The sequence below is a fragment of the Gymnodinialimonas sp. genome (genome assembly GCF_059726805.1).
In genome coordinates this window covers 81,058-98,344 of record NZ_AP041059.1, presented here as the reverse complement: position 1 = coordinate 98,344, position 17,287 = coordinate 81,058, and the positions used below count along the sequence as shown (strand labels likewise).

The following is a 17,287-nucleotide window of genomic DNA, read 5'->3' as shown; positions in this document are numbered from 1 at the left end:
GATCTGACTTGCAGAGCAGCCGAGGAACGCTAGGCTGGCGCTATCACGATTAAGGGGCGCCAATGCCGATGGAATTTGCCGTTAAACAGGCGGGGGCGGAGCTGGGGGCTCTGCCAATTTTTTTGGTCCGTAAGGGCGAAGATCCGGGCGCATTGGCACCATCCCATGCGGATTGGGCCGCGGCCCACGGGTTCACAGGCGCTTTGGGTGAGGTGCTGACGCTGCCCGGCGACGGTTTGGCCGGCGCGCTGGTGGGCATGGGCACCGCGCAGGATCGACAGCGCAAGCGCTTTGCCGTCGGCGCCGCGATTGCGGGTCTGCCCGAGGCGACCTACCAAATTTCCAACATGCCAGACGCGGGGCCAGAGGCCGATGAAATCGCCCTCGGCTATCTGCTGTCCACCTACCGGTTTGACCGCTATCGCAAGCAAAGCGCCGCCAAGGCGCGGTTGGTCGCGCCCTTGGACGTCGACGCAGAGCGCCTGCAAAAGATCGCCACGTCCGAGGCCCTCACCCGCGACCTGATCAATACACCGGCCGAAGACATGGGCCCCGATGCGTTGGAAGCCGCCGTCCGTGCGCTGTCGGCCGAGTTCGGTGCCAAGGTCACGACCGTCGAAGGCGACGCGCTTCTGGTGCAGAACTTCCCACTGATCCACACCGTGGGCCGCGCGGCGGCAAAAGCGCCGCGCCTGATCGAGATGACATGGGGCAGCGCGGGCCCGACCCTGACGTTGGTCGGTAAGGGCGTGTGCTTCGACACCGGGGGCCTCAACCTGAAACCCGGCGCGTCGATGGGCATCATGAAGAAGGACATGGGCGGCTCGGCCAATGTTCTGGGCCTCGCACGGATGATCATGTCCAGCGGCATCGAGGTGCAGCTGCGCGTGCTGATCCCCGCCGTGGAAAACAACGTCGCGGGCAATTCCTTCCGCCCCGGCGATATCTTCACCGCCCGCAATGGCATGACGGTGGAGATCAATAACACCGACGCCGAGGGGCGGCTGGTGTTGGCCGATGCCCTCGCGCTGGCGTCCGAAACACCGCCCGATCTGCTGATCTGCATGGCCACGTTGACGGGTGCGGCCCGTGTCGCCGTGGGTCCCGACATCGCCCCGTTTTTCACCGATGACGATGCGCTGGCGGATGCCCTGACGACCGCCAGCGCGCGGGTGGCCGATCCTTGTTGGCGTCTGCCCTTCCACGAAGCCTACGAGCCACAGATCGAGCCCGGCATCGCGGACCTCGACAACGCGCCTGCAGGCGGCATGGCGGGCGCCATCACCGCTGCGCTCTTCCTGCGACGCTTCGCGCCCGTGCCTCGGTTCGCGCATTTTGACATCTACGGCTGGCAGCGCGCCAATGCCCCCGCCCGCCCCAAGGGCGGTGTCGGCCAAGGCATCCGCGCGCTCTTTGATGCATTGCCCGAGGCCCTGAAGACATGAGTGATCCCCGCACGACCCCCTCCAACGGCCGCGTTGCCCACGCCTCCCTCAACGGCACAGTTGAGGCCGAGCGCTATACCGAGGGGCGTTGGATGATGGTGCAGCAGCCCATCGCCAATATCACCGACAAACCGCGCGGCGCGCGCACCTCGCAACTGATGTTCGGAGAGCGGTTCCTGGTGCTCGATACCGAGGACGGCTTCGCCTTCGGCCAGGCCGAGCGGGACGGCTACGTCGGCTACATCCTGTCGGGTGCCCTGACCGGGGCGGAGCCCGCAACGCACTGGGTGATTTCCCCCGCGACGCACCTCTACCCGAAGGCGGATCTCAAAGTGTCGCCCGATGTGTGTCTCTACTTCGGCAGCCAGGTGAAGGTCACCGGCGAGTCCGGCGAATACAAGCGCATCCACACCGGCCATTTCATGCCGTCGCAGCACCTGATGCCAATCAAGGCGCGGTTTTCCGACCCCGTCGGCATCGCGGATCTGTTCCTGGGCACGCCTTACCTCTGGGGCGGGACAAGCCGCTGGGGGATCGATTGCTCGGGTCTCGTGCAGGCGTGCCTGCTGGCCTGCGGCATCGCCTGCCCCCGCGACAGCGACCAGCAAGAGGCGGCCCTGGGCGAGGAAATAGCATCGGACGAGGCGCTGAAACGCGGCGACCTGATCTTCTGGAAAGGCCATGTGGGCATGATGGCCAGTGACCGCATGCTGCTCCACGCCAACGCCCACCACATGTCGACCGCTTATGAGCCGCTGAAGGACGCCGCCGCGCGGATTGAGGCGAAGGAATTCGGCCCGATCACCGCGCGCAAACGTCTGGCTTTGGGATAGCGGCGCCCTGTTGGCTGGCTGCGCGCGGTGGGGCGGACGGACCCTCCGGGGGGAGTTGTATTTAGCAAGATGAAGGGGGGAGCGGCGGCGCGTCAGTCCACCGCTCGGATCAGTTTTCGCTCCAGCACGCGTAGGACAGTCTTGAGGTCGTGCCCGCGTTTCAGAATGCGCCCGTCCATGCCGATCACCGCATATTGCCCCTGTTTCTCGCGCAATTTGGGCCGCTTCTCGATCCGGTAAATCGGGTTCTCGGCGGTGCGCTTGAAGATGGAAAAGACGGCGACGTCACTCAGGTGGCTGATCCCGTAGTCGCGCCATTCGCCTGCCGCGACCATGCGCCCGTAAAGGCCGAGGATGGGGCCGAGCTCGGTGCGGTGGAACGCGACTTGAGATTGGGTGATGGTGGGCTCGGTGGGCTGGAATTGGATTGCCATGGTTGAAAGGTGGAAGGGTTCAGCTCGCAAATCAAGCGTTTACGACGTGAAGAACGAGCAAGATCGATTTTTTATCGAGTCATTCAAGCAACTTAAAGGCATGTGCGATTTTGTAGGATTCACAGGCCTAACGCCAGACGCTAACTCTTTGGGGGAGCAAGGGAGAATTGTGATGCGTGACGACCTTCGGGCTAGATTAAAAGCGGCTATTGGTGCTCAGCATTTTGTCGACATGCGTCTGCTTGAAGAGGTCAACTCAGACGGTCTCGATGTTGTTTGGATTGATATGGTGCATAAAGGGTTTGCCGATGGCCCAGAGCTTGAGACGATGGCACGGGTAGTTGATGAAGCGTGGATTGTCCTTGCGGAAGAAAACGTCACACCGATTGTGAGCTTCATATCGAGCGAAGAGGATCAACCGCTTGCGGCAGCTGAGTGATGAGTTCCTTGAGTGCGCTAGGCGGCGCTTGCAGACGGAATCGTCCCTAAAACAAGAAGGCGAGCTTCGCCGCGCAACAAGCGATCTCTACTTTGCGCTTTTCCATGGGGTTTGTGCTGCGTTGGTCGAGCAGATCGAATTCGATGAAGAGAGTAGCACATTTCGGGACGTCTTCATGGCAATCTACCGTCAGGTCGATCACGGTCGATTGGAGAAGAACGCGCGGCGTGTCGGTCAAAACGACCCCAAGTTTTCTGAGCCCTTCGCATCCTTCTCCAAACAAATCACGGCAATGAAAAATAAGCGCGAAAAGGCCGATTATGACCCTCTCGCGCAATTGAAGTTATCGACTGTCACAAGCGATCTTCAAACTGTCGAAACGACCCTTGATCGATTCTGGTCCGCACCCGAACTGGATCGGGCGCGATTTGCAGTCTTTGTGGCCGTTAGGCGCTAAAACTTAAGCCCGCACCAACGCCTCATAGCTTTCCGCGATATCTCGCGTAAGGGCACCGACCTCGAAGTTGTAATCCGCGATCTGGCCCACGGGCGTGACTTCCGCCGCCGTGCCGGTCAGCCAGCATTGCTCGAATGACTCAAGCTCTTCCGGCATGATGTGGCGCTCGTGGACCTTGATCTGCTTGGACTCCAGCATTCCGATGACCGTCTGGCGGGTAATGCCGTTCAGGAACACATCAGCTGTCGGGGTATGAACCTCTCCGTCCTTGACGAAGAAGATGTTCGCGCCCGTCGCCTCGGCCACGTAGTTGCGGTAGTCCATAAACAGCGCGTCCGAGCAGCCCTTGGCCTCGGCCGCGTGTTTGGAGGTCGTGCAGATCATATACAAACCAGCCGCCTTGGCGTGGACCGGGATCGTCTCGGGCGAAGGGCGCTTCCACTTGGAGATGTCCAGCTTGGCGCCGCGCGTTTTCGCGTCGCCGTAGTAGCTGCCCCATTCCCACGCGGCGATCGCCACGCGGACCGGGTTCTTGATCGAGCTGACACCCATGTCGTCGCCCGCGCCGCGCCACGCCACGGCGCGCACGTAGGCGTCGGTCAGGCCGTTGGCCTTCATGACTTCGTACTTCGCGGCCTCGACCTCATCGACGGTGAAGGGGATCTCGAAGTCGATGCAGGAGGCGGAGTAGTGCAGACGCTCGGAATGCTTGCGGCTTTCAAAGATCTTGCCGTTGTAGGCGCGCTCCCCCTCGAACACCGACGACGCGTAATGCATCGCGTGGCTGAGGATGTGGACATTGGCCTGGCGCCAGTCGACAAGTTTGCCGTCCATCCAGATCACGCCGTCCCTGTCGTCATAGGCTGCCATTGGTCTCGTCCCTTCCTAGTGCCCGCTTCCACACGGGATGAAATTTCCAAAAGTTGCGCAAGATATGGCCGTTTCGGACATAATATTACACAGATTGCCAGTTTGGCTAACAATTGATTCTTGGAAAGTCAACAAGGCTGACATAAACTGCCACAAACGGGAGGGACCAAGGGATGGCAGAGCGCGGCGCCGGGATGGGCCGGGGGGACACGTTGCTGTTCCTGACGGATGAGCAATTGCGCCGCGGGATTGAAGCGATGTTCTTCGCTTATCGGGGGTTTACCGCTGATCCCGATCTGATCCTGGCCGACCGCGGGTACGGGCGCGCTCACCATCGGGCCGTGCATTTCATCAGCCGCACGCCGGGCACGACGGTGAATAATCTGCTGTCGATCCTGGGCGTGACTAAGCAATCGCTCAACCGGGTGCTACGGACTTTGGTGGAGGATGGTCTGGTGGAGGCTCGCGTCGGCACCCGTGACAAGCGCGAGCGGCACCTGCATTTGACCGCCGACGGTGTGGCGCTGGAACGCGCTTTGAGCGAGGCGCAGCGCAACCGCATGCGCGCGGCTTTCCGCAATGCGGGGCCAGAGGCGGTTTCGGGGTTTCGGGCCGTGCTTGAAGAGATGATGGACCCCGACATGCGACGCCACTACCTTGAGGGCGTGGAGCGAGAGCAATGAATATGAATATGGACATCGGGGCCCATCTGTTGATCGTCGATGATGATGAGCGGATCCGCACGCTTCTGCAGAAGTTTCTGATGCGCAACGGGTTCATGGCCTCGGGTGCGCGGGATGCGGCGCAGGCGCGGGTTTTGCTGGCGGGGCTCAGCTTCGACATGATCGTGCTGGATGTGATGATGCCGGGCGAGGACGGCCTCAGCCTTTGTCGCGATATCCGGACGACGTCCACGACGCCGATCCTGTTGCTGACGGCAAAAGGCGAAAGCGGTGACCGGATCGAGGGGTTGGAAGCGGGAGCTGACGACTACCTTTCCAAACCGTTCGAGCCCAAGGAACTGCTTTTGCGGATCAACGCGATCCTGCGGCGGATGCCGGCGCCTGCCGAGGATGCGACGGTGCCGCAGGTCCTTCACCTCGGGCCCGTGCGCTACGATATCGAGCGGGGCGAGATGTGGCAGGGCCAGGACCCCGTGCGGCTGACGGCGACGGAGGCGGCGCTGATGCGGATCTTCGCGCATCAACCGGCGGAAGCGCTGTCGCGGGGGGAGCTTGTGAGCCTTCTGAACCGCGACAAGGTCGGGGGAGAGCCGGTGCAGGAGCGGGCCGTGGACGTGCAGATCACCCGGCTGCGCCGCAAGATCGAGATGAACCCCAAACAGCCCCGTTACCTGCAGACCGTGCGCGGGGCGGGGTATATGTTGGCGCCGGATTGAGGGGGTGCTCAAGCTTGAGCAACCTCTCAACCCATTGATATTCCAACATGATCAAAATCTGTTAACCTTCCGTTTACCACCTTTTCCGCCCTGCGGACCCTCCCCCTTTCACCGGAGCCTCACCCCATGCTGATCGTGAATAACCCCAGTGGCCTGCAGCATGAGATGCCCGAAGGCCACCCCGAGCGCATCGCCCGGCTGGAGACGGTCTTTGCCGTTCTCGCCGACGTCGAGGCCGAGCGGGCGGAGGCGCCGCTGGGCACCGAGGATGACGTCGCGCTGTGCCACCCCCAGGACTACATCGATGCAATGCGCACGGCGATGCCGACCGAAGGCAGGGTGCAGATCGATGCCGACACCAGCGCCTCGCCCGGCACCTGGGAGGCCGCGATGCGCGGCGTGGGCGGCTGCCTTCTGGGAGTGGACCGGGTCCTGTCCGGTGCCCATAAGCGCGCCTTTGTGGCCACTCGCCCGCCGGGCCATCACGCCGAGAAATCCCGTGCCATGGGGTTCTGCCTGTTTGGGTCCATCGCCATCGCCGCGCGCCACGCGCTGGAGCGGCACAACCTTGGCCGAGTGGCCATTGTCGATTTTGACGTCCACCACGGCAACGGCACGCAAGACCTGTTGTGGGACGAGCCGCGGGCGCTGTTCATCTCGTCCCACCAAATGCCGCTCTACCCCGGCTCGGGCGCGGTGCATGAGCGCGGCGGCTCGGACAACGTGATGAACCTGCCGCTGCCGCCCGGATCGGACGGGCAGGCGATGCGACAGCGCTACACCAGCCACGTCTTCCCGCGCCTGCGCGACTTCGAGCCAGAGCTGATCCTGATTTCCGCCGGGTTCGATGCCCATACCCGCGACCCGTTGGCCAATCTGGACTGGGATACAGAGGATTTCGCCTGGGTCACGCGCGAGTTGGTGCGCCTTGCCGAGGAGGTCTGCGAGGGGCGCATCGTCTCGACTCTGGAAGGCGGGTATGATCTTCAGGGGCTGGGCGAAGGCGTGCTGGCCCATGTGACGGAATTGGAGGATCGGGATGGCTGAGAAAAGCCTTGAAGAGATGAGCTTTGAGGACGCAATCCGCGAGTTGGAACAGGTTGTCACGCAGTTGGACCGGGGCGACGTGGCGCTGGAAGACTCGATCAAGCTCTACGAGCGCGGCGCGGCGCTGAAAGCGCGCTGCGAGGCAAAGCTGAAAGAGGCCGAAGAGAAGGTGGCGCAGATCACGCTGGATGCGGGCGGTCAGCCCACGGGCACCACCCCGGTCGAAGGCCTGTAAGACGTGTTCAAGACGGCGCTGACCGAGGCGCAGGGCGCGATCGGTGATTTTCTGACAGAGCAGATGGCCCGTTTTGGCGATGACAACATCGCCGAAGGGATGCGCTACGCGACGGGAGGCGGCAAACGCCTACGGGGCTTCCTGGCGTTGGAAAGCGCGGCGCTGTTCGACGTGCCGCGCAGCCGGGCGCTTTACGCGGCGGCGGCGGTGGAATGCCTGCACGCCTATTCCCTCGTCCACGATGATCTGCCCTGCATGGACGACGACGACCTGCGCCGGGGCCAGCCCACCGTCCACGTCAAATGGGATGAGGCGACGGCGGTTCTGGTGGGCGACGCGTTGCAGACCTTCGCCTTTGAACTGCTCAGCTGCGAGGACGCCGGGACGGCGGAGGAGGGGCTGGCCCTGATCGCCAGCCTCGCGAAAGCGAGCGGCGCGCAGGGCATGGTTCTGGGCCAGGCCCAGGACATCGCGGCAGAAACAGCAGGCCGCCCTCTGACGCTGGAGGAGATCACCGCCTTGCAGGCCAACAAGACCGGTCGCCTGATCGAATGGCCCGCGGTCGCCGGCGCGATCCTGGGCGGCGCGGATCCCGCACCGTTGCAAACCTACGCCCGGGCCATCGGCCTCGCCTTTCAGATCGCCGATGACATCCTGGATGTGGAGGGCGATGCCGCCAAGGCGGGAAAGGCGCTGCGCAAGGATGCGGAGGCCGGCAAGGCGACGTTCGTGTCCCTCCTCGGCCTTTCGTCCGCGAAATCGCGGGCAAAAGACCTCCTCGCAGAGGCCACTGAGGCACTTCAGCCCTATGGCAATAAGGCGCAGACGCTTCGCGATTTGGCGCACTACATAGTGACACGGGATAAGTGAAAGCCCGTTATACGTGAAAGCCCGTTATACGTGAATGAAAGTGTGCCCGACATGACCGCGCGCCCCTCCACCCCGCTGCTGGACAAGGTCCAATCCCCCAATGACCTCAAGGGTCTGAGCGATTTCGACCTGAAGCGCCTTGCCGATGAGTTGCGGGCCGAGATGATCTGGACGGTCAGCCAGACCGGGGGGCATTTCGGTGCGGGCCTGGGGGTGGTGGAGATGACGGTGGCCTTGCACCACGTGTTTGATACGCCGCGTGACAAGCTGATCTGGGACGTGTCGCACCAGTGCTACCCCCACAAGATCCTGACCGGGCGGCGGGAGCAGATGCTGACGATCCGTCAGAAGGACGGGTTGTCCGGGTTCACCAAGCGGTCGGAGAGCGCCTATGACCCGTTTGGCGCGGCGCATTCCTCGACCTCGATCTCTGCCGCGTTGGGCTTTGCGGTGGCGCGGGATCTGGGCGGGGACAGTGACACCGGCCACGGCGATGCGATTGCGGTGATCGGGGATGGCGCGATGTCCGGCGGCATGGCGTTCGAGGCGATGAACAACGCGGGCCATATGGGCAAGCGGCTGATCGTGATCCTGAACGACAACGAGATGTCGATTGCGCCGCCCACGGGCGCGATGTCGTCTTACCTGTCCAGGCTCTACGCAGGCGCGCCGTTCCAGGAGTTCAAGGCGGCGGCCAAGGGGGCGGTGTCGCTGTTGCCCGAGCCGTTCCAGGAGGGCGCGCGCCGCGCGAAAGAGCTGCTGAAGAGCGCGACCGTGGGGGGGACGTTGTTCGAGGAGTTGGGGTTTTCCTACGTCGGGCCGATTGACGGCCACGATATGGAGAGCCTGTTGTCGGTTTTGCGGACCGTGAAGGCGCGCGCGGACGGCCCGATCCTGATCCATGCGATCACCAAGAAGGGCAAGGGATATTCTGAGCACCGGGCGGATCGCGGCCACGCCACGGCGAAGTTCAACATCGCCACAGGAGAGCAGGTGAAGGCGCCGAGCAATGCGCCGAGCTACACCAAGGTTTTCGCGCAGTCGCTGATTGCGGAGGCCGAGGATGATCCGAAGATCGTCGCGGTGACGGCGGCGATGCCCGATGGCACGGGCCTCGATCTCTTCGCCGAGCGCTTCCCCAGCCGCTGTTTCGACGTCGGCATCGCAGAGCAGCACGGCGTGACTTTCGCCGCCGGCATGGCCGCAGGGGGGCTGAAGCCCTTCGCCGCGATCTATTCGACCTTCCTGCAACGCGGCTATGATCAGGTCGTCCACGACGTCGCCATTCAGCGCCTGCCCGTACGTTTCGCCATCGACCGCGCGGGGCTTGTGGGGGCGGACGGCTGCACCCACGCCGGGAGCTACGACATCAGCTACCTCGCCAACCTGCCCGGTTTCATCGTCATGGCCGCCGCCGATGAGGCCGAGCTGCGCCACATGGTGCGGACCGCCTTGGAGATCGATGACCGCCCCAGCGCCTTCCGCTTCCCGAGGGGCGAGGGCGTTGGGGTGGAGCTGCCCGAGCGCGGTGTGGCGCTGGAGATCGGCAAGGGGCGGATGATCTCGGAGGGGAACCGCGTGGCGATCTTGAACTTCGGTACCCGTCTGAAGGAGGTGCAGGAGGCGGCGGAGGCGCTGGCGCAGCGCGGGATTACGCCGACGATTGCCGATGCGCGCTTCGCCAAACCGCTGGACGAAGAGTTGATCTTGCAACTCGCCCGCCATCACGAGGCGCTGATCACCGTGGAGGAAGGCGCCGTGGGGGGCTTCGGCAGCCACGTGGCGCATCTGCTGGCAGAGCGGGGCGTGTTCGACACCGGGATCAAGTACCGCTCTATGGTATTGCCCGATGTCTTCATCGACCAGGCCAGCCCGCGCGACATGTATGCGGTTGCAGGGATGAACGCGGAGGATATCGTCGCCAAGGTGCTGACGACCTTGGGCGTCGAGGTGCTGAGCCAGCGGGCGTGAGCGCTCGAACGGTCAGGTGCAGCGGTCGTGACACATGCCGGTTGCGCGGGGCAATGGCCGCCTGAAGACTCGATCAAACGCGCCGAAGCCTTAGCCCCAGGCGGGTGCTTCCGTCGACGGGCTGTAGCTGCCGAACGTCCATTCGTGGCCCTCGGGGTCCGTGCAGCGGTATCGGCGTGTGCCCCACTCGGTGTCTTCGGGCGGGTAGACTTCCGTCGCGCCCGCAGCCATCGCCGTGGTGTGGTGGGCATCGACGTCTTCGACGACCAGATAGATGCCCGGAGAGCCTTTTGGCAGATCCGCTGTCCCCATCAGGATCACGCCGTCGCCATAGACCAATTCTGCGTGGAGGACGCCGCCCTCCGGATCGTCGGCCCTGATGTTGACGCGGAAGCCGAATGCCTGGGTCAGGAAGTCGATGGCCGCCGCGCCGTCTTTATACGAGAGATAGGGAACGATGCTTGGGTTGGACATAGCGAAAACCTCCGTTCGGCGCGGGTTGGGAATGACGGCGAAAATCATGCCATAGCTTTCGCAGCCCGCAAAGCGGCGTCGGCGAGGGGGCTACTTTCGGTCTTCCAACTTCTTCTCGATCGCCAGGAGCCGCTCCAACACTTCATCGCGGTAGGCATCCGTTGCGGCGTTCGATTCCTCCGAGTGGGCGTCCTGCATCGAGTTCACCACGAGGCCTACGATCAGGTTCACCACGGCAAATGTCGTCACCATGATGAACGGCACGAAGAAGAGCCAGGCGTAGGGGTAGACCTCTAGCACTGGGCGCACGATGCCCATGGACCAGCTTTCCAGCGTCATGATCTGGAACAGCGTGTAGAGGGACAGGCCGATGGTGCCGAACCAGTCGGGGAACTGGGCGGCGAAGAGCTTCGTCGCCATGACCGCGCCGATGTAGAAGATGATCGACATCAGCAGGAACACGCTTCCCATGCCCGGCAGCGCCGTCAAAAGGCCCTCGACCACGCGGCGGAGCGAGGGGACGGAAGAGACGACGCGCAGCACGCGCAGGATGCGCAGGGCGCGGAGCACGCTGAGGCCTTGGGTCGCGGGCACAAGCGCAATGCCGACGATGACGAAATCGAAGATGTTCCAGCCGTTGCGGAAGAAGCGGGGGCCCAGGGCGAAGAGTTTCAGCGCAATCTCGATGGTGAAAATCGACAGGCAGAGCGTGTCGAGCATCAGGATCAGCGGGCCAGCGGCGGCCATGATCGGCGCAGAAGTCTCCATCCCCAGGATGACCGCGTTGAAGATGATCACGCCGACGATGAAATTGCGCACGAGGGGGCTTTCCAGCCATGCGGCGAGGCGGGTGCGTATGTCATTCATGGCGGGCTCCTTCAGCTTAGGCGCTGATATGGGCAAGCGAGAAGCGTGCCGCAAGTTCCACATGGGGCGACCAGCGGAATTGATCCACCGGCTGCACCCATTCGAGTAAATACCCGGCATCTTTCAGGATCGCAGCGTCGCGCGCGAAGGTCACGGGATTGCAGGACACGGCGGCAATGATGGGGATTTGGGCCTTGGCGAGTTGTTCGGTCTGCGCCTCCGCGCCCGCGCGGGGCGGGTCGATGACGATTGCGTCGAATTTGGCAAGCTCATCGGGCAGAAGCGGGCGGCGGAAGAGGTCACGTTTTTCAGTGGTGATCGCTTTGAGGCCGGTGGCGAAGCGGGTGGCGTGGTCCAGCGCATCGAGAAGGTCAGGCGCGGCTTCGACGGCGTGGACCGGCGCGGTTTGGGCGAGCGGCAAGGCGAAGGTGCCGATGCCACAGAAGAGATCGGCGATGTGTTTGGCGCCTTCGGTGGCCTCGGTCACGGCGGCTTGCAGGGCCTGCTCGCCGTCCTTGGTGGCTTGCAGAAACGCGCCGGGCGGTGGCGTGACGCGGGCGGTGCCGAGGGTCAGGCGGGGCGGTGTTTCGGAATAAACGGGCTCATCCCCCCAGGTGAGGCGGGAAAACGTGTGCTGCACGCTGGGAAGCGCTGCGCGCAGCGGCCCGTCGAGGGGTTTTGCGCCGGTGACATGCAGGTCGATGCCGGTTTCCGTGAGGGTGACGGAAAGGCCCAGTGTGGCCGAGCGGGAGGCGCCGAGTTTGACGATTTCCTCCAGCGCCGGGAGGGTTTCAAGCAGAGCCGGTTCCAGCAAAAAACACTCTCTAATCGGCACAATCGTGCCTGATTTGCGGGCGTGAAAGCCGATCATCGCGCCCTTCTTGGTGCGGGTGCCCGCCAGGGTCGCGCGGCGGCGGGACTTGGGGGCGGAGGTCACGATGGGCCGCAGGGGCGCGGGCAGGTCGTGGGCGTGTAGGGCTTTTGTGATCACATCTGCCTTCCACGTGGCCACGAAGGGGTCAGAGGCATGCATCAGGCTGCAACCGCCACAGGATTTGTAGTGCGGGCAGGGTGCCTTTACGCGGTTGGGCGAGGGTGTGATCACAGAGGGCGCGGCGATGCGGTCGCCGTCGATCTCGCCCGAAACGACCTCTCCCGGCAGGGTGAGGGGGACGAAAACGGGCCCTTCCGCGATGCCATCGCCGTGGTGGCCCAGGCGGGTGATCGTGACCTCAGGCACGGGGCACCGCGGGGGAAAAGGCGTAGCCCTCGGGCGACAGGATCGTTGCTTCGCGCAACCCGTGGGGTTTGTCGGCGGGCGGCTCTATCACCATATCGGCGTCCGCGCGGGCCACGGCGGCGTCGGGGTCGATGCCGAACAGATAGAACTGCGCGCCGCCGCCCCGGGGCGGGTTTTCGGGGATGAGTTGCGGCAGGGGGTTGGCATGGTAGGTGCCGTCGGCGTGCAGCTGAAACACGGCGTTGCCGTGGGTAATGATGGCGAAATCATCGGAGAGGCGGTGGGCCTGGAGGCCGAAGACGCTCTGCAGAAAGGCGGCGAGGGCGCGGACATCGCGGGTCAACAGGTTCACGCCGATGCCTGTCAGTGAACGGCCAAAATCCTCGGCAGAGATGGTTTCATAATCCATGGGGGAGCATTGCGACAAAGCGGGCGGCGGGACAAGTCCCGCCCTACAGCCCATCCAGAAATCGACGCACCGCGCGTGGGGAGGTCAGATGGTGGACCGCCACGCCGGGCCCGGCCTTCGCCATCCAGCGCAGGTTTGCGGCGCGGTTCGTGGCGCTGGTGTCCCAGATCCATTTCCAGAACTCGGCGCTGAACTGCTCGGGACAGCCCTCGGGCAGGTCGGGGCGCGTTTTGCCGTAGTGCTTGATCGTGCGTTTGAAGACGCGCCAGGCGCGGAGCCAGAGCGGAAAGTCGAGGTTGATGAGCGTATCGCAGCGCGCCAGCCGATGTTCTTTGGTCGCGCCCAGGCCGCCCTCAAAAATCCAGGCGTTCTTTTCCTGTTCGATCAGGGCGAGGCGGATCTTCTCGGGCTTGGGTCGTTCCTCCCAGCCGGACATCCAGTGGATGTGGTCGACATGGACGACGGGGAGGCCTGTTTTTGACCCTAACGCGCGGGCGAGGGTCGATTTGCCCGAGCCCGGCTGGCCGATGATCATGACGCGTTTCATGGCCGGATTACTCAGCCGCCGTCGCGTCCTCCAGCCCGATGAAGCCGCCGGATTGGCGGTTCCAATAGCGGGCGTAGAGGCCGTCTTGCGACAGGAGTTCGGCGTGGGTGCCATCCTCGGCGATGCGGCCCTGATCGAGGACGATGATCCGGTCCATGGCGCTGAGCGTCGACAGGCGGTGGGCGATGGCGATGACGGTTTTACCCTCCATCACCGAATGCAGGGTGTCCTGGATCGCGGCCTCCACTTCGCTGTCCAGCGCGGAGGTCGCCTCGTCCAGCACCAGCACCGGGGCGTCCTTGAGGAAGGCACGGGCGAGCGCCACGCGTTGGCGTTGTCCGCCGGAAAGCTTCACGCCGCGTTCGCCCAGGAACGCGTCATAGCCCGCGTTGTTACGGTGGTCGCGCAGGTCGAGGATGAAGTCATGGGCCTCGGCCCGTTTGGCGGCCTCAATCACCTCGGCCTCACTCGCATCGGGGCGGCCGTAAAGGATGTTGTCGCGCGCGGTGCGGTTGAACATGGCGGTGTCCTGGGTGACCATAGCGATCTGTTGGCGCAGGCTGTCTTGGGTGACGCCCCGCACATCCACACCGTCCACCAGAACGCGACCCTGTTCCGCATCATAGAGCCGCATCAGAAGCGCCACGAGGGTCGATTTACCCGCACCCGAGGCGCCCACGACGCCCAGTTTCTCACCCGGTTTCACCGTCAGGTTGATCGCATCGATCCCGCCCGTGCGCTGGCCATATGCGAAGGAGACGGCGTCAAAGGTGATCTCTCCGGTGACGCGAGGCAGGGGCTGTGCGCCGCCCGCATCGGTCAGGCCATGGGGCGGGGTGAGGGTGCGCATGCCGTCCTCCAACTCGCCCAGGTTGGCGTAGATGCCCATCAGCGTGAAAGAAACCCAACCGGTCATCTGGGAAATCCGCATGGAGATGGCGCCGATGGCAGCGATATCGCCGGGCGTCGCCTGACCGTTCTGCCACAGAACCACGCCGCCCAGAACCAGCACGACGGGCAACAGCCCGGCGGTGGTCATCAGCGCGAAACGAAACCCGGTGGAGAGCACGCCGAACGACAGGGCGGCGGTGCGGTAATCGTCCATCGCGCCAGTCGCGGCGGCGTCCTCATGATCCGTATGACCAAACAGCTTCACCGTCTTGATGTTGGTGATCGTATCCACCACCTGCCCGGTGACATTGGCCCGCGTCGCCGCCCGCGCCTTGGAGCGGACGCGGATGCGCGGCAGATACCAGCGGATCATCACCGTGTAGAGCCCGCACCAGATCACCAGCGCCACGGCAATCCGCCAATCAATCGCGACCAGCAGCACGACCGTCCCCAGAAGCGTGATGATCGCATAGGCGGCGGCATTGATCACCTCGGTCACGATGTTGACCATCGCGGTGGCGGCCTGCATCTGCTTCTGGGCAATGCGGCCTGCGAAATCATTGTCGAAGAAGGTGATGTCGTGGCCAAGCGTCCAGCGGTGCAGGCGTGACTGCACCAGGGGCGCGATGTTGGGCGGCAGCACGATCCCGGTGAAGGCGGCAGAGGTACCGAAAAACAGCGGGCGCACCAGAAGGTAGAAGGCGATATAGCCCGCGATCAGCCAGCCGTGCTGGGCCAGGTAATCGGCATTGCCGCCGGTGGTCGTGTCGATCAAGGCGCCCAGATACCAGGCGGCGGCAACTTCCATCAAGCCCGCGAGGCCCGACATCAGGGCCGCGACGAACATGATCGGCCAGGCGCCCGAGAGGCACCATTTCATGAACGGCCACAGCGTGCGCGGCGGCGGGCCGGAGGCCTCCGCAAATGGCGGGACGAGGCCTGCGAGCCAATTCACAAGACGCATCAGGGTGTCCATCAGGGTCTTCATTCCGCTGCCTCTTCGGTGCCGATGAACCCGCCCGATTGGCGGGCCCAGAAGCCTGCATATAGGCCACCCTTGGCCAAAAGCGCGTCGTGGGTGCCGTCTTCGACGATATGCCCATCATCTAGCACGATGATCCGGTCCATCTGCGCGATGGTGCTAAGGCGGTGGGCGATGGCGATCACGGTCTTGCCCTGCATGACGCCGTAAAGCGTCTCTTGAATCTGGGCCTCCACTTCACTGTCGAGCGCCGAGGTCGCCTCATCCAGCACCAGGATCGGGGCGTTCTTCAGGATGACCCGGGCCAGCGTCACCCGCTGGCGCTGTCCGCCCGACAATTTCACGCCCCGCTCGCCCACATGGGCGTCATAGCCTTTGCGGCCCTGGGGGTCTTCGAGGTCGAGGATGAAATCATGGGCCTCGGCCCGTTTGGCGGCCTCGATCATGGCGTCTTCGGACGCATCGGGCGCCCCGTAAAGGATGTTGTCGCGCACCGAGCGGTGCAGCAGCGACGAGTCCTGTTGCACCATGCCGATCACGCGCCGCAGGCTGTCTTGCTGCACCAGGGCAATGTCCTGCCCGTCGATTAGAATCCGACCCTGTTCGGCGTCGTAGAACCTGAGAAGCAGCTTCACGAGCGAGGATTTCCCAGCGCCGGACCGGCCTACAAGGCCGATTTTTTCGCCCGGCTTGATGGTCATGGAAATGCTGTCGAGGCCCCCTGCGCCGCGCCCGTAATGGTGGCTGAGGTTTTCAAGGCGCACCTCCCCCTCGGTCAGGACAAGCGGTTTCGCACCGGGCGCGTCGACCAGATCAATCGGCTCGGTGATCGTCTCCATCCCTTCGGCGACGATGCCGAGGGACCGGAAGAATGTGGAGACCGCCCACATGATCCAGCCGGTCATAGCTGAAAGCCGCAGCGCCAGCGCGGTCGCCGCCGCGACAACGCCGACGGAGGCCGCGCCCTGGCTCCACAACAGGATGCCCCAGCCGACGACCGCCACGATCAGGAAGCCGTTCAGCATCACCAGCATCACATCCATCGTGGTGAAAATCCGCATCTCCTTGGCGAAGGTCTGGCGGGTGAATTCGATGGCTTCCTTGGCGTAGGCGAGTTCGGTCTCGTTATGGGCAAAAAGCTTCACGGAATGGATGTTGGTGTAGCTGTCCACCACGCGCCCCGTGGTCATGGAGCGCGCATCGGAGGCCGCTTGGGAGGCCGGGCCGACGCGGCGCATCGTCCAGCGCAGGAGGAGGGCGTAGAGCGTGAACCAGATGATCAGCGGCAGGGCCAGCCGAGGGTCCGAGCCCATCAGCAGGATCGCCGCGCCGACCAGATAGGCGAGGCTGAAGGTGATCGCGTCGAACACCTGGAAAATCGCATCGCCCGCGCTGCCGGGCGTCTGCATGATCCGGTTGGCGATGCGGCCTGCGAAGTCATTCTCGAAAAAGCCAACCGATTGGCGCAGCACCTGTTTGTGCGCCCGCCAGCGGACCAAGGCGCCAAACTGCGGCAGGATGGCGTTGTTCAGCAGCGCCACGTCGAGGCCCTGAAGGATCGGGCGGATCGTGAGGATGAAGACGGCGGCAAGGGTCAGCTCCAACCCATACTCCGACAAGACCGTCGCCGGGTCGCCCAAGGTCATCAGGTCCACCACGCGGCCCATGTACCAGATCAGCCCGATCTCGATCGCGGCGACGACGACCGACATGAAGGCGGTCAGCGCAAAGAGCCCTTTGAAAGGCTGCGAATAGTCCCAAAGGAACGGCCAAAGACGGCGCGGCGGGCGATCCTGTTCGGCATGGGCCACATAGGGATCGACCAGATTTTCGAATTTTCTGAACATGACATTTCCCGTGTCAGACGGGTGGTATAA

19 protein-coding genes are annotated in these 17,287 nt (G+C 63.8%); 10 read left to right on the top strand and 9 right to left on the bottom strand.

Annotated elements, in window-relative coordinates; all coding sequences use genetic code 11:
* Positions 1-62: 62 nt before the first annotated feature.
* Complete coding sequence (locus AC6I9R_RS00535; RefSeq protein ID WP_461427057.1) at positions 63-1,445, top strand: leucyl aminopeptidase family protein; 1,383 nt, start codon at positions 63-65, stop codon at positions 1,443-1,445.
* Positions 1,442-2,278, top strand: a complete 837-nt coding sequence (locus AC6I9R_RS00530) for a C40 family peptidase (protein WP_461427058.1) — start codon at positions 1,442-1,444, stop codon at positions 2,276-2,278. Before AC6I9R_RS00535 ends, AC6I9R_RS00530 begins: the two co-directional genes overlap by 4 nt.
* Positions 2,279-2,370: 92 nt before the next feature.
* Here the strand turns inward: AC6I9R_RS00530 and AC6I9R_RS00525 are convergent, their stop codons facing one another.
* A complete protein-coding gene (locus tag AC6I9R_RS00525) occupies positions 2,371-2,712 on the bottom strand; it encodes a DUF2794 domain-containing protein (RefSeq protein WP_461427059.1) in 342 nt (113 codons plus the stop codon).
* Between the two features lie 172 nt (positions 2,713-2,884).
* Between AC6I9R_RS00525 and AC6I9R_RS00520 the strand changes: the two genes are divergently transcribed.
* Both AC6I9R_RS00520 and AC6I9R_RS00515 read left to right on the top strand, forming a co-directional pair.
* Complete coding sequence (locus AC6I9R_RS00520; RefSeq protein ID WP_461427060.1) at positions 2,885-3,151, top strand: hypothetical protein; 267 nt, start codon at positions 2,885-2,887, stop codon at positions 3,149-3,151.
* Positions 3,152-3,179: 28 nt separating this feature from the next.
* Positions 3,180-3,608 (top strand): hypothetical protein, encoded by a 429-nt coding sequence (locus AC6I9R_RS00515; RefSeq protein ID WP_497863049.1) that lies wholly within the window; start codon positions 3,180-3,182, stop codon positions 3,606-3,608.
* Between the two features lie 3 nt (positions 3,609-3,611).
* Here AC6I9R_RS00515 and AC6I9R_RS00510 read toward each other — a convergent pair whose 3' ends face one another.
* The gene (locus AC6I9R_RS00510; RefSeq protein WP_461427062.1) at positions 3,612-4,478 is read right to left on the bottom strand and encodes a branched-chain amino acid aminotransferase; all 867 of its coding nucleotides are present in this window, start codon (positions 4,476-4,478) and stop codon (positions 3,612-3,614) included.
* Between the two features lie 173 nt (positions 4,479-4,651).
* Between AC6I9R_RS00510 and AC6I9R_RS00505 the strand changes: the two genes are divergently transcribed.
* The 6 genes from AC6I9R_RS00505 to dxs all read left to right on the top strand — a co-directional run bounded on the left by AC6I9R_RS00505 (position 4,652) and on the right by dxs (position 10,000).
* Positions 4,652-5,161 carry a MarR family winged helix-turn-helix transcriptional regulator gene (locus tag AC6I9R_RS00505; RefSeq protein WP_461427063.1) on the top strand — a complete coding sequence of 170 codons (510 nt, stop codon included), beginning with the start codon at positions 4,652-4,654 and terminating at the stop codon, positions 5,159-5,161.
* The gene (locus AC6I9R_RS00500) at positions 5,158-5,877 is read left to right on the top strand and encodes a response regulator (protein WP_461427064.1); all 720 of its coding nucleotides are present in this window, start codon (positions 5,158-5,160) and stop codon (positions 5,875-5,877) included. Before AC6I9R_RS00505 ends, AC6I9R_RS00500 begins: the two co-directional genes overlap by 4 nt.
* Before the next feature lie 126 nt (positions 5,878-6,003).
* Positions 6,004-6,924: a histone deacetylase family protein gene (locus tag AC6I9R_RS00495; protein WP_461427065.1), complete on the top strand. Its 921-nt coding sequence runs from the start codon at positions 6,004-6,006 to the stop codon at positions 6,922-6,924.
* Entirely contained in the window at positions 6,917-7,159 is a 243-nt protein-coding gene (locus tag AC6I9R_RS00490) for an exodeoxyribonuclease VII small subunit (protein WP_461427066.1), read from the top strand. Before AC6I9R_RS00495 ends, AC6I9R_RS00490 begins: the two co-directional genes overlap by 8 nt.
* A gap of 39 nt (positions 7,160-7,198) precedes the next feature.
* On the top strand, positions 7,199-8,029 hold the full coding sequence (locus tag AC6I9R_RS00485) for a polyprenyl synthetase family protein (RefSeq protein WP_461427082.1): 831 nt from the start codon (positions 7,199-7,201) through the stop codon (positions 8,027-8,029).
* Positions 8,030-8,080: 51 nt separating this feature from the next.
* A complete protein-coding gene (gene dxs / locus AC6I9R_RS00480) occupies positions 8,081-10,000 on the top strand; it encodes a 1-deoxy-D-xylulose-5-phosphate synthase (RefSeq protein ID WP_461427067.1) in 1,920 nt (639 codons plus the stop codon).
* 90 nt (positions 10,001-10,090) lie between these two features.
* Here the strand turns inward: dxs and AC6I9R_RS00475 are convergent, their stop codons facing one another.
* The 7 genes from AC6I9R_RS00475 to AC6I9R_RS00445 form a co-directional block, all read right to left on the bottom strand.
* Positions 10,091-10,474 carry a VOC family protein gene (locus AC6I9R_RS00475; protein WP_461427068.1) on the bottom strand — a complete coding sequence of 128 codons (384 nt, stop codon included), beginning with the start codon at positions 10,472-10,474 and terminating at the stop codon, positions 10,091-10,093.
* Positions 10,475-10,564: 90 nt separating this feature from the next.
* Positions 10,565-11,341 carry an ion transporter gene (locus tag AC6I9R_RS00470; protein ID WP_497863048.1) on the bottom strand — a complete coding sequence of 259 codons (777 nt, stop codon included), beginning with the start codon at positions 11,339-11,341 and terminating at the stop codon, positions 10,565-10,567.
* A 16-nt stretch (positions 11,342-11,357) separates the two neighbouring features.
* Complete coding sequence (locus AC6I9R_RS00465; RefSeq protein ID WP_461428785.1) at positions 11,358-12,581, bottom strand: class I SAM-dependent RNA methyltransferase; 1,224 nt, start codon at positions 12,579-12,581, stop codon at positions 11,358-11,360.
* The gene (locus AC6I9R_RS00460; RefSeq protein WP_461428784.1) at positions 12,574-12,990 is read right to left on the bottom strand and encodes a VOC family protein; all 417 of its coding nucleotides are present in this window, start codon (positions 12,988-12,990) and stop codon (positions 12,574-12,576) included. The genes AC6I9R_RS00465 and AC6I9R_RS00460 overlap by 8 nt, the downstream gene beginning before the upstream one ends.
* A gap of 43 nt (positions 12,991-13,033) precedes the next feature.
* Positions 13,034-13,537, bottom strand: a complete 504-nt coding sequence (locus tag AC6I9R_RS00455) for an AAA family ATPase (RefSeq protein ID WP_461428783.1) — start codon at positions 13,535-13,537, stop codon at positions 13,034-13,036.
* 7 nt (positions 13,538-13,544) lie between these two features.
* Entirely contained in the window at positions 13,545-15,392 is a 1,848-nt protein-coding gene (locus AC6I9R_RS00450; protein ID WP_461428801.1) for an ABC transporter ATP-binding protein, read from the bottom strand.
* Between the two features lie 20 nt (positions 15,393-15,412).
* Positions 15,413-17,257, bottom strand: a complete 1,845-nt coding sequence (locus AC6I9R_RS00445; protein WP_461428782.1) for an ABC transporter ATP-binding protein — start codon at positions 17,255-17,257, stop codon at positions 15,413-15,415.
* Between the last annotated feature and the right edge of the window lie 30 nt (positions 17,258-17,287).

Bases quoted from the DNA above. Each gene is read 5' to 3' on its own strand.
- AC6I9R_RS00535 (WP_461427057.1), top strand. From the start codon at position 63: ATGCCGATGGAATTTGCCGTTAAACAGGCGGGGGCGGAGCTGGGGGCT.
- AC6I9R_RS00490 (WP_461427066.1), top strand. From the start codon at position 6,917: ATGGCTGAGAAAAGCCTTGAAGAGATGAGCTTTGAGGACGCAATCCGC.
- AC6I9R_RS00510 (WP_461427062.1), bottom strand. From the start codon at position 4,478: ATGGCAGCCTATGACGACAGGGACGGCGTGATCTGGATGGACGGCAAA.
- AC6I9R_RS00500 (WP_461427064.1), top strand. From the start codon at position 5,158: ATGAATATGAATATGGACATCGGGGCCCATCTGTTGATCGTCGATGAT.
- AC6I9R_RS00450 (WP_461428801.1), bottom strand. From the start codon at position 15,392: ATGCGTCTTGTGAATTGGCTCGCAGGCCTCGTCCCGCCATTTGCGGAG.
- AC6I9R_RS00445 (WP_461428782.1), bottom strand. From the start codon at position 17,257: ATGTTCAGAAAATTCGAAAATCTGGTCGATCCCTATGTGGCCCATGCC.
- AC6I9R_RS00505 (WP_461427063.1), top strand. From the start codon at position 4,652: ATGGCAGAGCGCGGCGCCGGGATGGGCCGGGGGGACACGTTGCTGTTC.
- dxs (WP_461427067.1), top strand. From the start codon at position 8,081: ATGACCGCGCGCCCCTCCACCCCGCTGCTGGACAAGGTCCAATCCCCC.
- AC6I9R_RS00530 (WP_461427058.1), top strand. From the start codon at position 1,442: ATGAGTGATCCCCGCACGACCCCCTCCAACGGCCGCGTTGCCCACGCC.
- AC6I9R_RS00495 (WP_461427065.1), top strand. From the start codon at position 6,004: ATGCTGATCGTGAATAACCCCAGTGGCCTGCAGCATGAGATGCCCGAA.
- AC6I9R_RS00520 (WP_461427060.1), top strand. From the start codon at position 2,885: ATGCGTGACGACCTTCGGGCTAGATTAAAAGCGGCTATTGGTGCTCAG.
- AC6I9R_RS00455 (WP_461428783.1), bottom strand. From the start codon at position 13,537: ATGAAACGCGTCATGATCATCGGCCAGCCGGGCTCGGGCAAATCGACC.
- AC6I9R_RS00470 (WP_497863048.1), bottom strand. From the start codon at position 11,341: ATGAATGACATACGCACCCGCCTCGCCGCATGGCTGGAAAGCCCCCTC.
- AC6I9R_RS00460 (WP_461428784.1), bottom strand. From the start codon at position 12,990: ATGGATTATGAAACCATCTCTGCCGAGGATTTTGGCCGTTCACTGACA.
- AC6I9R_RS00475 (WP_461427068.1), bottom strand. From the start codon at position 10,474: ATGTCCAACCCAAGCATCGTTCCCTATCTCTCGTATAAAGACGGCGCG.
- AC6I9R_RS00525 (WP_461427059.1), bottom strand. From the start codon at position 2,712: ATGGCAATCCAATTCCAGCCCACCGAGCCCACCATCACCCAATCTCAA.